Here is a 14,882-nt window from a genome sequence, read left to right on the forward strand (position 1 = left end):
CAGTTTAAATCTAAAGTTATTTTTAAAAAGATAAGCTTGAGAGTTAAAATTGAATTTCAACAAATAGAGTACATTTTTTTGTACAATAAAAATTCCATACTCTATATAAAATCTAGTATAATTTTTGTATCAGGCGATTTAATTAAAAATTATATGATTGTGGAAGCTTTATGAAAAAAAATTATCAAAAAATACTAAATAATATAGGAGATGTTGATTCCACATTGGTATTGGTAAAAACAATTAATTTATCTAAAGGTACGCCGTATTTGAATAGACGACAGTATAAATTAGTACATTGCTTGCATTTATCGAAGTATAGCAATGTACTTTTTTCGTTGTCATAAATCTTCCAGTATCCGCAGTATTTATAATTACCGCCTCTGTTATCTATAAATCCTTTCACATCACAAAGAGGATAACTCAAAAATAGACCTATTTCGTGTGGCGTAGACTCAAGTATTTCAAATCTATGTCTAAGCTGTACTAAGGTATTGTCTAGATTATCAAGCTCATATCCGTATAATTTTAAAAAATCACTAATTTGAGGACAAGATAAATCGCGAATTAAATAATTAGGTCTACAAACATAAATTAAGGAGTAATCATTTTTTTCAAACACTTTAAAAAAGAGAATACCCTTTTTGCTGTAATTTTTATTGTATTCTTTTAAGATATTATCTACATCAATATTGTATTTATTTTTAAATTTAAACAAATTGCCTGTCTTAAATCCAGCCAATGTAGGAGAACAAAACTTAATTAATTTAGATTGAAACATATTTTACTTCACACCCTTTCTAATAATTATTATTAAAAAAATAAAGAAATTTATTAGGAATTTTAGTAAAAATTATCCGGTTAAAGTAAGAATTATTATCAATTAATATTGACAAACAAAATCAAAAAATATATTATATAAATATAATTGATAATTAGTATCGATAAAAAATTAAAATCATTATTTTAAATATAAAATAAATAGATGGAGTAGAAAGGGTGAAGGTTATGTCATTAACTATGGTTAGTATAGGAGAACAAAAAATAATAAGAGAAATACGTGCTAAAGAACAAGTTAAAAGACATTTACAAAATTTAGGCTTTATAACTGGCGAAAAAATAGAAGTAATTTCAGAAAATAACAGCGGATTAATTTTAATGGTAAAAGGCTCAAAAATAGCTTTAAATAGAGGCATGGCAAATAAAATAATCGTGCAATAGCAAGTAATTGGGAGGATATAGTATGAGTAAGACGTTGAGAGATTTAAAACCAGGAGAAAGAGGAGTAGTCTTAAATCTTGGTAAAAAAGGACCTGTGAGAAAGAGATTAATGGATATGGGGATAACTCCAGGTGTAGATGTAGAGGTCGTAAAGGTAGCGCCTTTAGGTGATCCAATAGAAGTAAATTTAAGAGGATATGAGCTTAGCTTAAGAAAAGATGAAGCTGAGCATATAAACTTAAAATAATTTTGAAATAGACGACTTATGTAAAATTTTAATATAAAGATATTTATTAGATATATTGACCGAGTTGATATAAAAAGTAGTAGTATTAGAGGAGCAAAAAAATGAGTATAAGAATAGCACTTGCAGGTAATCCAAACTGCGGGAAAACAACATTATTTAATGATATAACAGGTTCAAAACAACATGTCGGCAACTGGCCAGGTGTTACAGTTGAACAAAAAACAGGAAAATATAAAAAGAATAAGGAGATAGAAATAGTAGATTTACCGGGAATATATTCTTTATCTCCATATTCAGCAGAAGAAATTGTAGCGAGAGATTATATAGTAGATGAACATCCAGATGTTTTAATAGATATAGTAGATGGAACTAATATAGAGAGAAACTTGTATTTAACTTTACAAGTATTAGAAACAAAAATACCTACAGTAATAGCTCTAAACATGATGGACGAGGTTGAGGCGTCAGGAACAAAAATAGATGTCCAAAAGCTTTCAAAATTACTAGGTGTTCCAGTAGTTCCAATAGTAGCTAGAACTGGTAAGGGTGTAGACGAATTAATGAGGGAAGCACAAAATATAGCTTCATCAGACATGCAAGATACAAATTTAGAAATATTTTCACCACAAATTAAAAATTACATAGAAGAAATAGTTTACTTAATTGATGAGAATGAAAATCAAGGTCAAACCAAAACTTCTAATTCTCATGAAATGTGGCAAGCAATAAAAATTCTTGAAGAAGATGAAGTAGTAATGGGAAAATTGCCAGGCAATAAAAGAGCTAAAATTACTTCAATAGTAGACAAGGCTAACGACGATTTTGATGGTGATACAGAAGCTGAAATAGCAGATCAAAGATACAAATTCATATCAGATGTAGTAAATAAAACTGTTAAAAAGCCAGTAAAATCAAATGGACAAAGAAAAGAAACAAAATCAGATAAAATAGATAAAATACTTACAAATAGAATATTAGCAATACCTGCCTTTTTGGTAATCATGTATGCATTATTCCATATAACATTTGGAGAAGGTATATTAGGTATAGGTGTAAAATTACAGACTATAGTTTGTGACTTTTGGGATGGTCCATTTACAGAAGCTATAATGGGCGCTATAGAAGGTATGGGCGCTGCTGATTGGGCACTAGGACTTGTAGGAGATGGTATACTTGCAGGTGTAGGAGGAGTAGTATCTTTCCTACCACAAATATTAGTATTGTTCTTATTGATGTCATTCTTAGAAGACAGTGGATACATGGCAAGAGTTGCATTTGTAATGGATAGATTATTTAGAAAGTTTGGTTTGTCAGGAAAATCTTTCATACCACTTCTAATGGGATATGGTTGTTCAGTACCAGCTCTTATGGCATCTAGAACTCTTGAAAGCGAAAAAGATAGAAAAATAACTATGATGATAACACCATTTATGTCTTGTGGTGCTAAATTACCTATATATTTAATGTTTGCAGCGACTTTATTTGCAGGATATAATCAAACATTGATAGTTTACTCTATATACATGATAGGTATAGTAGTAGCAGTAATAGGAGCATTGATATTGAGTAAGACAATGTTTAAAGGAGAAACTTCAAACTTCATAATGGAGCTTCCTCAATATAGAATACCGACTTTAAAAAGTGTCTTAATACATGCTTGGGAAAAAGTAAAGGGATTTGCTATAAAAGCGGGAACTATAATTCTAGGTTCGACAATACTTATATGGTTCTTATCTAACTTTAATTTCAGTGGAATGTGTGAAATGGAGGATTCAATACTTGCGTCAGTAGGTAATATGATAGCTTGGATATTTACACCACTTGGATTTGGAGATTGGAAGGCAGCAGTAGGTGTTGTAACTGGATGGATAGCTAAGGAAAACATAGTTTCTACATTTGGAGTATTATTCGGTGCAACAGACGCAGTAGCAGAAGCAGCTATGGAGGGTGCTGCGGCACTTGACGGACTTGCAGCAGTATTTACTAAGGCATCAGCATTTGCTTATATGACATTTAACTTACTTTGTATGCCTTGTTTCGCAGCAGTAGGTGCTATAAAAAGAGAAATGGGATCTTGGAAATGGACAGGAATAACAGTAGCATTCCAAATGGTAACAGCTTATATAGTTTCATTAATAGTATATCTAATATGTGGAATGATATTTTAGGTAAAATGGAGATGTGAATAATGATTAATTATATAATTGCAATAGTAGCTATTTCGATAGTAGTAGCGACAATTGGTAATTTTGTTAAAAAGTCAAAGTCTGGTAAAGGTGGCTGTGGATGTGGCTGTAGTAGTTGCTCATCAGCTAGCAGTTGCCATTCAAATATGGATTATATTGTGGATGATTTAAAAAATAAAATAAAGTAACCTAATAAAAAGCTCTAGCGTTTGGTCCCCCAATTTAGCTAGAGTTTTTTATATAAGTAAGCAGTGCTTTTATCCTGTTCGCAATAAAAATATGTATCTTGATTTTTTAAAAAGTAATTAGTAATAGCTATATCTCCATTTGAAAAAGTTACATTTAATATATTGAAAATAGCTGCGGCACCTATGTATTCAGGAAATTTTATTGCTAATAATAGGCTGAATATAGTTGTAATTACAAATGGAAATATTGATACAAATATGTATTCACTAGAAGTAAATACTTTTCTATCGCAGTAGCAAAATACATTAGCTTTTGGTATTATTAATTTTACATTTCGACATCCAATAGTGTAGGCTGCGATTAAGTGTAGAAATTGATGAATTCCTATAAATACTAAAAAAAACAGCACTGCAAATCCTAAATTTAAAATAACCAGTTCAATAGACGGTCTAAAAAATATGCTTATTATAAAAATAATAAACATAATATGAAAAAATTTCTTGTATATCTTTGAGATTATAGAGGGAATATCAAGCCATTCGTGTATAAGGTCAAAGCAATTTGTGTAGTCAAATTTTAATACTAGTTTAGAATTGTCTTCTAGAAATTGATTATTTTGTATTTTCATATTATATCCCTCCTCTAAAAATTGCATAAAAGAGTGTATACTTTAAAATAAAAATTTTCTTATATAGATTATATTCCATAAAAAAATGATATTCAAGTTAACTATTGTTAATTTTAGTGTAAATTTATCCATATAATTTTTAAAATTATTGTTTTGTTTTAAATACCTTTTAATAATATTTCTTATATATTAAAATATCAATATTAATATAAAAATTGTAAGGAAGTTGTAAAGTTTAGTAAGGATTATCGTTGAAGAATAAAAAAAGGAGTATTAAGATAAAAGAGTAGAGTATAAAAATAAATATAGAAAAGAGGAAAGAGTATGGTAAAGGATAGATTAGAAAAATTAAGAAAATCCATGAAAGACAAGGGTATTTTTGCATATATAATACCTTCAGCTGATTTTCACCAAAGTGAATATGTAGGTGATTATTTTAAATGCAGAAAGTTTATATCTGGATTTACAGGCTCAGCAGGAACTGTAATTGTAACTTTAGATGAGGCTGGTCTTTGGACAGATGGAAGATATTTCATACAGGCAGAAAGTCAATTAAAGGGTTCTACAATAAAGCTATTTAAGATGGGCGAAGAAAGTGTTCAAAGCGTTGAAGAGTATTTAGACGCTGTTTTAAAAGAAGGCGACACTCTTGCATTTGATGGAAGAGTTATAAGTGCTAAAGAGGGAAAAAATTACGAAGATAAATACAGAGAAAAAAATATAAAAATAGTCTACGAATACGATTTAATAGATGATCTTTGGGAAGATAGACCTCAAATGCCTAATGAAAAAGCATTTTTACTAGATATTAAATATGCTGGAGAAAGTGCAGAAAGTAAATTATCTAGAGTTAGAGAAGAGATGAAAAAGAAAAATGCGACTATACATATATTAAATTCTCTAGATGACATAGCATGGCTATTAAATATAAGAGGTAATGATATAGCGTATAATCCTGTAGTTATATCTAGTATAGTTATCACTTTAGACAAGATTTACTACTTTGTAGACGAAAATAAATTAAATCGAAAAATAATAGAAAGCTTTGATGAGATAGGTATAGAAATCAGAGATTATTTTGAAATATACAATTTTGTAAAACAAATAAAAGATAATGAAACAGTTTTATTAGACGAAGCTAAAGTAAATTACAGCATATATAAAAATATACCTTCTGATGTAAAAATAATAGACGAACCAAATCCTACATTTATTTTTAAATCAATAAAAAACGAGGTCGAATTAGAAAACTTAAGAAAATGCCATATAAAAGACGGCGTGGCTATGACTAAATTTATGTACTGGCTAAAAACTAATGTAGGCAAGATGAAAATAACAGAAATAAGCGCATCTGATAAATTAGAACAGCTTAGAAGAGCTGAGGATTCTTGCTTTGATTTGAGCTTTGATACTATATCAGCATATAAAGAGCATGCTGCTATGATGCACTATAGTGCAACTGAAGAAAGCGACTACGAATTAAAGCCAGAGGGAATGCTGCTTGTAGATTCTGGAGGTCAATATTTTACAGGGACTACAGATATAACTAGAACATATATATTGGGAGATATAACTGACGAAGAAAAATTACATTATACTTCTACATTGAGAGGTATGATACGTTTATCTAAAGCTAAATTTTTATACGGCTGTAGAGGCATAAATTTAGATATATTGGCTAGAGGTCCGCTATGGGATATAGGTATCGACTACAAATGCGGTACAGGACACGGAGTAGGCTTTGTATTAAATGTTCATGAAGGTCCAAATGGATTTAGATGGAAAATAGTACCTGAGAGAAATGATTCATGTGTTCTTGAAGAAGGTATGATCACGACTAACGAACCAGGAGTATATATAGAAGGAAAACACGGCATAAGAATTGAAAATGAATTATTATGTAAAAAAGCTCAAAAAATAGGTTCAGATCAATTTATGGAATTTGAAACTATAACTTTTTCACCTATAGATTTAGACGGTATAAACCCAGATTATATGGATAAATCAGAAAAAGAATTTTTAAATAATTATCATAAAGAGGTTTTCGAAAAAATTTCACCTTATCTAGATGAAAAAGAAGTAAAATGGTTAAAAGAATATACTAGAGCTATATAATTAAAGACAACAAAATAGCCATAAGAATATTAGAAGGGGATCTATAATAACTTATGGCTATTTTGCATGCACAATGTTAATTACAATGTTTAATTATATATTTAAAATTATAGGGAATGCGACTTAAAATTATCTAAAAATTTACAATATTTTTATAATTTTTATAAATATATTGTATATTAAATTCATACATAATGCAAGTAAAAGTATTTTTTTTATAAGAAAATTAATTAAAATTAAAAGTATTTATTATAGTATGAAAAATGACTAGAAAAGTTTATAAATAGATAAATAATAGGACACAAATAATTAAAAAATATACATTATTTAGCTGAAAAATATAAAGAGTATGCTATAATTTATATAAGGATTTAGACAGATGAAATATTAAAAAATCAAATCGTGAAAAATATATTAGGAGGAGTATTAATATGAAAAATATATCTGATGAATATTTAGAAAGCCAACTTAAGTATTTGAAATTACTATCTAAACAATACCCAAGTATTTCTAGTGCGAGTGCAGAAATAATAAATTTAGAAGCAATACTTAGCCTTCCAAAGGGGACAGAACATTTCTTATCAGATTTACACGGTGAATACGAACCATTTGTACATGTACTTAGAAATGGGTCTGGTGTTATAAAAAGAAAGATAGAAGAGCTATTTGGAAATATAGTTTCTGAAGCTGAAAGAAAGAAATTAGCTACAATAGTTTATTATCCAGAACAAAAATTAGATTTACTTGTTAAGGAAGAGGAAGATTTAGAAGATTTTTATAGAATAACTATTCACAGACTTATAGAGCTTTGTAGATATGCATCTAGTAAATACACAAGATCTAAAGTTAGAAAATTTCTTCCTGATGATTTCAAATATATAATTGAAGAGCTACTACATCCAGATCAAAACAGCCCACATAAAGAGGGATATTATAAGAGCATAATAGAAACTATAATTGAAATAGATAGATCTAGAGAATTTATAATAGCTTTATCAAAGGTTATTCAAAAATTAGTTGTAGATAGGTTACATATAGTGGGAGATGTTTACGATAGAGGCCCAAGACCAGATATTATAATGGATACTTTGATGAATCACTATAATGTAGATATACAATGGGGAAATCACGATATTTTATGGATGGGTGCAGCAGCAGGACAAAAGGTGTGTATAGCAAATGCAGTCAGAATATCTTCAAGATATGCAAATCTAGATATAGTTGAGGATATCTACGGAATAAATCTACTTCCTTTAGCCACTTTTGCATTAGATGCTTATAAAGACGATCCATGTACTGAATTTATGCCTAAGGTAGGAGAAGGAGAAGTATCGACAAAGGAAAAATCATTAATAGCTAAAATGCACAAAGCTATTAGTATTATACAATTTAAGCTAGAAGCAGAGGTAATAAACAACAACCCTGAGTTTGATATGAAGCATAGACTTCTTTTAGACAAGGTAAATTATGAAACAGGAACTATAACATTAAAAGGAAAAGAGTATAAATTGAGAGATACAAACTTCCCAACTATAGATCCTAAATCTCCATATAAATTGACTAAAGAAGAACAAGCTCTTATGGATAAGCTAGTAGCTTCTTTTAAAGGTAGTGAAAAATTGCAAAAACACGTTTCTTTCTTGTTCTCTAAAGGAAGTATATATCTAATTGCAAATAAAAACTTACTAGTTCATGGATGTATTCCACTTGACGAAAAAGGTGATTTTATGTCTATGAAGATAAAGGGTAAAGAATATAAAGGAAGAGAATTGATGGATCAAATGGATTCTTACGCTAGAAAAGGATATTTCTATAAAGACGGTCCTGAAAAACAATTCGGTATGGATATGATGTGGTATCTATGGACAGGTAAATGCTCTTCTCTATTTGGAAAAGACGATATGACTACTTATGAGAGATATTTCATTGCAGATAAAAAGGCACATGTTGAAAATAAAAATCCATACTATACATTGAGAGAAAATGAAGAGATATGCAACAAGATTTTTGATGAATTTGATCTTGACTACGAGCAATCACATATCATAACAGGTCATGTTCCAGTTGAAAGTAAAAAAGGAGAAAGTCCGATAAAAGCAGGTGGAAAAATTCTAGTTATAGATGGAGGATTTTCTAGAGCATACCAAGGAAAAACTGGTATAGCTGGATATACTTTAATTTACAATTCATATACTCTTCAACTAGTTGCGCATGAACCGTTCTCTTCAGCAGAGGATGCAATTAAAAAAGAAAGCGATATACTATCAACTTCAGTAGTTGTAGAGGATATAGCGCGTAGAATGTATGTAAGAGATACACTTGATGGAGAAAAAATGCAAGAAGAAATAAACGACCTAAAGATGCTAGTTATGGCTTATAAGAAGGGGTTAATTAAAGAAATATAAAATAGAATAATTTAAAAAAATATGTTAAGAATAAAGGTATATAAATTGATAAATTTAGTAAAAAATTATTAGTTTATATACCTTTTTTATGTGAATTTAATTAAGTGATAATACGGATTTAATATTTAACATAATCTTAAGATTGAATTAACATTTATTTAGCCATTAAAATCGCGTTTTAATGTATTATCTAATAGAATTAATTTTATAAGTCTTAAGGAGGAGCAAACGTGGGAATAGCAATTAGTCTATTAGGCGGTCTAGGATTATTTTTATATGGCATGAATATGATGGGAGACGGCCTTCAAAAATGTGCAGGAGATCAATTAAAGAAAATAATAGGATTTTTAACAAGTAATGTAGTTATGGGAGTTTTAGTAGGTACTGTAGTAACAGGAATAATACAAAGCTCAAGTGCTACAACAGTAATGGTTGTAGGTTTCGTAAATGCAGGGATAATGACATTATCTCAAGCAATAGGTGTAATCATGGGTGCTAATATAGGTACGACTGTTACAGCACAGTTAGTATCATTTAGCTTAGAGGATATAGCACCTATAGCATTAGGTATAGGTATAATTATATATTTATCAGCTAAGAAACCAAAACATAAACAATATGCAGAGATACTATTAGGATTTGGTATGTTATTTACAGGTATGCAATTTATGAAGGAAGCTGTAAGTCCATTAGCTGATTTACCACAATTTAGAGAAGCACTTATTTATGTAGGCGCTCATCCTTTATTAGGAATACTTGTGGGATTTTTAATTACAGGTATAGTTCAATCATCTAGTGCATCTATGGGTATGCTAATAGCATTGGCTTCACAGGGAATACTTCCATTAAGTGCAGCTTTACCGATATTATATGGAGATAATATAGGTACTTGTGTTACGTCATTATTATCGAGTTTAGGCGCATCAAAAAATGCAAAGAGAGCTGCGTTTATGCATTTAACTTTTAATGTAATAGGAACTATATTATTTATAGTAGTGTTTACTAAGCCGATAAGTATGATAGTATCTTATTTAGATCCAGTTGATATAGCTAGACAAATAGCTAATGCTCATACTTTATTCAACATTGTAAATGTTATAGTACTTTTACCATTCTCAAAATATATAGTAAAGCTTGTTTTAAAATTAATACCAGTTACTGAAAATGAAGAAGAAGCTTCTGATGTTAAGTACATAGACGAAAGAATGATAGAAACACCAAGTATAGCTGTAGGTAATGCAGTACTAGAAGTTAAGGAGATGGCTGAGTATGCATCAAAATCTCTAGAATACGCAGTAAATGGAGTGCTTAATTATTCAGAAGAGGAATTAAATAAGACTTTTGAAATGGAAGCAAAAGTAAATGAAATTCAAAAACAAGTTCTTAGCTTCTTAGTAAAATTATCTAAAGTAGCTTTAAATGAAGAAGAACGTAATAAAGTTACAAATTTAATATATGCAGTTACTGATATCGAGAGAATATCAGACCATGGAGAAAATATAGCTGAACTAGGAAAGACTCTAGTGGGTGACAAATTGAGTTTCTCAGAACACGCACAAAATGAAATAAGAGAAATATATACTTTAGCAGCGAGCAACTTTAAAGATTCTATGGAATGTTTAGAAGAAGTAAATTTAGAGCTTAGAAAAAGAGTACATGAAAATGAAAAGCAAGTCGATTTACTAGAGGTTGGATATAGAAATCACCATCTACAAAGATTAAATGAAGGTAGATGTACAGTGGATGCAGGTGTAATTTATTTCGATATATTGACTAACCTAGAAAGGGTATCTGACCACTGTAAAAATATATCAGATTATTCTTACGATGTATAAAATCTTTAAATTATAGAAATTTATAATATATATTCAAAAATAAATTATTAAAATTAAATGAAAAGTCTAGTCTTATATAATATGAGATTAGGCTTTTTTTAATCAAAATTTACAAAATTGTTTCTATGGAGAATATATATTTTATGTATAATATAATTATAGCGGTGTTAAAAGTATACGAATTTGAAATAAGGGGAAGTTTTATATGAAGAAAGAAAAAATTTGCAGGCAGTGTGGGGAAATAATAGAGAAAAACGCTAAAACATGCTTGAAGTGTGGAGCAGATCAGAGGAATTTTTTTGGTAAACACCAAGTATTTACTATATTTATAGTAGTTTTTATATTAATATGTATTTCTATAGGTATAATTTTAAATAAATTAAATTCTATAAATAATAGCGAATCTGCTATGTATACTCAAAGTGAGTTTGATAGTATATGGGGAGATATTTTTGAGGGATTTGGAGAGAATATTTCTGTTACAGCAGAAGAATTAGCGAAAGAGTATGAGTCTGATAAGAATGGGACAGATGATTATCTACTATATGAATATATAGAGGTAACAGGGGTAATAGAAAATATAGAAAAAATAGATGATATAACTTTAAGAGTAAATTTAAAAACAGATAGTGATTATAAGTTGTATTGTTATTTCGATAAAGATTACAATGAAAAGTTTGAAGAATTAGAAAAGTATACTTCAGGTAAAGAAATAACAGCAATTGGTTATTTAGAGAGAAATGGCAAAAAATTAAAATTAACTGATGCTATTTTAAGTGATTGGGAAGAATACTATTCCTTTGATGATAATTTTAATATAGATGCAGATTTAGAGAATTTATTAAATGAAATTAAGAAAAAAGATCAAAGTATAAGTCTCAGCGAAAAAAATATAATGTCTTTCGATAGTGATATATTAGATTATGGTTATAGCTATGAAGAAATAATAGATATAATGACTGATATATCACAGGGAGAGGTTGAAATATTGTATATAGATGAAAATAATAGATTTACAAGTAAAGAAATTGAATTGGAAATAAATAGTAAAGAAATCAGCATCAAGCTAGATAAAGATACTTCTTGTTTTGATGAAAATTTAGTATATGCAATAAATCAAGAATTGAAAAAAAATAATTATGATAAAATGTTCTATTATTCATATAGGGATTATGATGAATATTGTGGAATATCAAATATTGCGTATTCAACTCAAGAAGATATCGATAAGATAAATAAAGTATTAAAAAATTCAGATTTAGATATAGATCAATTTGATAAAGAAATCAGTACAAAATCATTGTAAATAAATATGTATAATAAGTGCAAATTAAACAAAAAAACATGATGAAATATGGAATAAAAGTTGAAATTTCAATATTTTATCGTGTTTTTTGTTGTCTGTTCTTTGACATATTATATAAAATAAAGTATAATACCATTGTATTAAAATGAACTAAAATAAAAGTAAGAGGTGGACTAAGTGAATAATGTTAAAATTCAACCAGTATTGGTTGGTGGAGATATAAATTGTTACTCTGTTGCAAGAGCTTATCATGAAGCATACGGAGTAAAATCAATAGCTTTTGGGAAAATACGTATAGGTGCGACTAACCATAGTAAAATAATCGATTATAGAGAAGGTACAACTATAGAAGATGAAGAAGGATTTTTAAAGAAATTATTAGCTTTACCAGATGAATTAGCAGAGCCTAATAAGGTATTTATAATACATGGCTGCAAAGATGAATATGCCGAGTTTATAATAGATCACAGAGATATTCTTTCAACAAAATACATAGTTCCTTATATAGGAAAGGAATTAAAGGACAAATTAATAGAAAAGGAATCTTTCTATCAAATATGTGAAGAATACGGACTTGACTATCCAAAAACTCATATATTCAACAAAGGCGATAAGGTGATGGATTTTGGATTTAGATATCCTATGATAGTAAAGGCGTCAGATAGTGTAACTTATTTCCAACATGAATTTGAAGGTATGAAAAAAGCATATATTGTCAAAGATGAAGAAGAGTTTACAAAGGTTACTGATGAAATATACTCTCATGGATATGAAAAATCTTTAATCATACAAGATTTTATACCTGGAGACGACTCACATATGAGAGTTTTAACTTGCTATTCAGATCAAAATGGTAAGGTTAAAATGATGTGTTTAGGACATGTTCTACTTGAAGAGCATACTCCAAAGGGAATAGGAAATCACGCTGCTATAATCACAGAATACGATGAGAAGGTAATGACAAAATTTAAAAATTTCCTAGAAAGTATAAACTATACAGGATTTTCTAACTTTGATATAAAATACGATACAAGAGATAATTCTTATAGAGTATTCGAAATCAACTTAAGACAAGGTAGAAGTAACTACTATGTAACAGGCTCTGGAAACAATATAGCTAAATATGTAGTTGAAGATAGAGTAGAAAACAAAGAATTAGAATTAAAAATACAAAAAGAACCTTTCTTCTGGAGAGTAATACCAAGAAGTGTAGTATATAAATTTGTTAAAAATAAAGATTTAGTAAATAAATGTAAACAATTAGTTTCAGAAGGAAAAGAAGCTACATCATTTGGATATAAATACGATTTAAGTGGAAACATAAAGAGAAGTTGGTATATATTCCTATACAGTATAAATCAAATTAGAAAATTCAATAAATATTGTAAATAGAATGGAGATAATATGAAAAATATAACTGTAGGAGTAATGGGTGGTCTAGGACCTATGGCTTCTGTTTATTTCTATAAAATGGTAGTAGATATGACAGATGCAAAAACAGACCAAGAGCATGTAGATATGGTAATCACAAATAGAGCCACTACACCAGATAGAAGTGCGTATATTTTAGGAGAAAGTGATGAAAACCCAGTATATACGCTAGTGGATGATGCTCAAAAGTTGGAAAAATTTGGAGTGGACTTTATTGTAATAACATGTAATACAGCGCACTATTTTTATGATAAAATAAATAAAAGCGTAAATATACCTGTGCTTAGTATTGTCGAGGAAACCGTAAAGTATGCCAAACAAAATGGACACAAAAAATTAGGTATTTTAGCTACTACAGGAAACATAAAGACAGAGCTATACCAAAATATGTGTAAAAGATTCGATATGGACTATTTTGTTTTAGACGACGAAAGACAAGAAAAGGTCATGGAGATAATTTACGACGACATAAAAAGTGGAAAACCAGCTGACATGAATAAATTTAATAAATTGGTTGATCATTTAAGAGGAAATGGATGCGATGGTATAGTACTTGGATGTACAGAATTATCTATTCTAAAAAACGACAACAATTTAGACAATGACTTATATATAGATTCATTGGAAGTATTGGCGAGACAAACAATTATAAAATCAAATAGAAAAGTGAAAAATTATTAATCTAACTTTAAACATTGAAATTATAGGAGGATATATGGTTAAATTAACAAAGGTGTTAGAGGATGTTCCTTTTACCTCCAATACTAATTTAAATGGACTTGACGATATTGAAATAGTAGATATAGCTTATAGCTCTTTAAGATGCAAGCAAGGTTATATGTTTGTAGCATTAAAGGGTGAAACTGTAGATGGCCATAAATATGTATTTGATGCTTATTCAAGAGGAGCTAGAGTTTTTGTACTACAAGATGATATAGAGATGGCAGAAGATGCCGTTAAAATAATAGTTAAAGACACTAGGGTGGCTTTATCTCAAATGTCTGCAAATTACTTTGGAAATCCATCTAAACATCTAAAGGTAATTGGTGTTACAGGAACAAAAGGAAAGACTACGATTACAAATTATATAAGTGAGGTTTTAAATAAATCAGGTATAAATACTGGTGTAATAGGTACTAATGGTACTTTCTTCAATAATATTACAGAAAGTACTATAAATACAACACCTGAGAGCTATGAACTTCATAGAATTTTTAGAAAAATGCTAGACAGCGGAGTAAAATGCGTTTCTATGGAGGTATCTTCAGGTGGCCTTCAAAAAAGTAGAGTTGATCATGTAGATTTCGATGTGGCTATAT

The 14,882-nt window shown here is 29.1% G+C and carries 13 protein-coding genes; 11 read left to right on the plus strand and 2 right to left on the minus strand.

Features of this window, described 5'->3' with window-relative positions:
• Positions 1-184: 184 nt before the first annotated feature.
• Positions 185-781, minus strand: coding sequence for a DUF3793 family protein (locus ACI3VO_RS10835; protein ID WP_439757931.1), 597 nt, complete (start codon positions 779-781; stop codon positions 185-187).
• Positions 782-1,008: 227 nt separating this feature from the next.
• Between ACI3VO_RS10835 and ACI3VO_RS10840 the strand changes: the two genes are divergently transcribed.
• From ACI3VO_RS10840 to ACI3VO_RS10855, 4 genes are all read left to right on the plus strand, one after another.
• Positions 1,009-1,221, plus strand: coding sequence for a FeoA family protein (locus ACI3VO_RS10840; protein WP_320925488.1), 213 nt, complete (start codon positions 1,009-1,011; stop codon positions 1,219-1,221).
• A gap of 22 nt (positions 1,222-1,243) precedes the next feature.
• Positions 1,244-1,468 (plus strand): FeoA family protein, encoded by a 225-nt coding sequence (locus ACI3VO_RS10845; RefSeq protein WP_320625056.1) that lies wholly within the window; start codon positions 1,244-1,246, stop codon positions 1,466-1,468.
• Between the two features lie 101 nt (positions 1,469-1,569).
• A complete protein-coding gene (feoB, locus tag ACI3VO_RS10850) occupies positions 1,570-3,636 on the plus strand; it encodes a ferrous iron transport protein B (RefSeq protein WP_439757932.1) in 2,067 nt (688 codons plus the stop codon).
• 20 nt (positions 3,637-3,656) lie between these two features.
• The gene (locus tag ACI3VO_RS10855) at positions 3,657-3,842 is read left to right on the plus strand and encodes a FeoB-associated Cys-rich membrane protein (RefSeq protein ID WP_439757933.1); all 186 of its coding nucleotides are present in this window, start codon (positions 3,657-3,659) and stop codon (positions 3,840-3,842) included.
• Positions 3,843-3,880: 38 nt separating this feature from the next.
• Here ACI3VO_RS10855 and ACI3VO_RS10860 read toward each other — a convergent pair whose 3' ends face one another.
• A complete protein-coding gene (locus ACI3VO_RS10860) occupies positions 3,881-4,471 on the minus strand; it encodes a DUF3267 domain-containing protein (RefSeq protein WP_439757934.1) in 591 nt (196 codons plus the stop codon).
• A gap of 324 nt (positions 4,472-4,795) precedes the next feature.
• On the opposite strand from ACI3VO_RS10860, the gene ACI3VO_RS10865 reads away from it, so the two are divergent.
• From ACI3VO_RS10865 to ACI3VO_RS10895, 7 genes are all read left to right on the plus strand, one after another.
• On the plus strand, positions 4,796-6,586 hold the full coding sequence (locus ACI3VO_RS10865) for an aminopeptidase P family protein (RefSeq protein ID WP_439757935.1): 1,791 nt from the start codon (positions 4,796-4,798) through the stop codon (positions 6,584-6,586).
• 431 nt (positions 6,587-7,017) lie between these two features.
• On the plus strand, positions 7,018-8,991 hold the full coding sequence (locus ACI3VO_RS10870) for a fructose-1,6-bisphosphatase (protein ID WP_439757936.1): 1,974 nt from the start codon (positions 7,018-7,020) through the stop codon (positions 8,989-8,991).
• 230 nt (positions 8,992-9,221) lie between these two features.
• Positions 9,222-10,826: a Na/Pi cotransporter family protein gene (locus ACI3VO_RS10875; protein WP_439757937.1), complete on the plus strand. Its 1,605-nt coding sequence runs from the start codon at positions 9,222-9,224 to the stop codon at positions 10,824-10,826.
• A gap of 205 nt (positions 10,827-11,031) precedes the next feature.
• Positions 11,032-12,132 carry a zinc ribbon domain-containing protein gene (locus ACI3VO_RS10880; protein WP_439757938.1) on the plus strand — a complete coding sequence of 367 codons (1,101 nt, stop codon included), beginning with the start codon at positions 11,032-11,034 and terminating at the stop codon, positions 12,130-12,132.
• Between the two features lie 177 nt (positions 12,133-12,309).
• A complete protein-coding gene (locus ACI3VO_RS10885) occupies positions 12,310-13,524 on the plus strand; it encodes a carboxylate--amine ligase (protein WP_320625048.1) in 1,215 nt (404 codons plus the stop codon).
• A gap of 12 nt (positions 13,525-13,536) precedes the next feature.
• Positions 13,537-14,244, plus strand: a complete 708-nt coding sequence (locus ACI3VO_RS10890) for an aspartate/glutamate racemase family protein (protein WP_439757939.1) — start codon at positions 13,537-13,539, stop codon at positions 14,242-14,244.
• Positions 14,245-14,278: 34 nt separating this feature from the next.
• On the plus strand, positions 14,279-14,882 hold a 604-nt coding region (locus ACI3VO_RS10895; RefSeq protein WP_439757940.1), incomplete at its 3' end, for a Mur ligase family protein.

The sequence above is a fragment of the Intestinibacter sp. genome (assembly GCF_051866655.1).
GTDB lineage: Bacteria > Bacillota > Clostridia > Peptostreptococcales > Peptostreptococcaceae > Intestinibacter.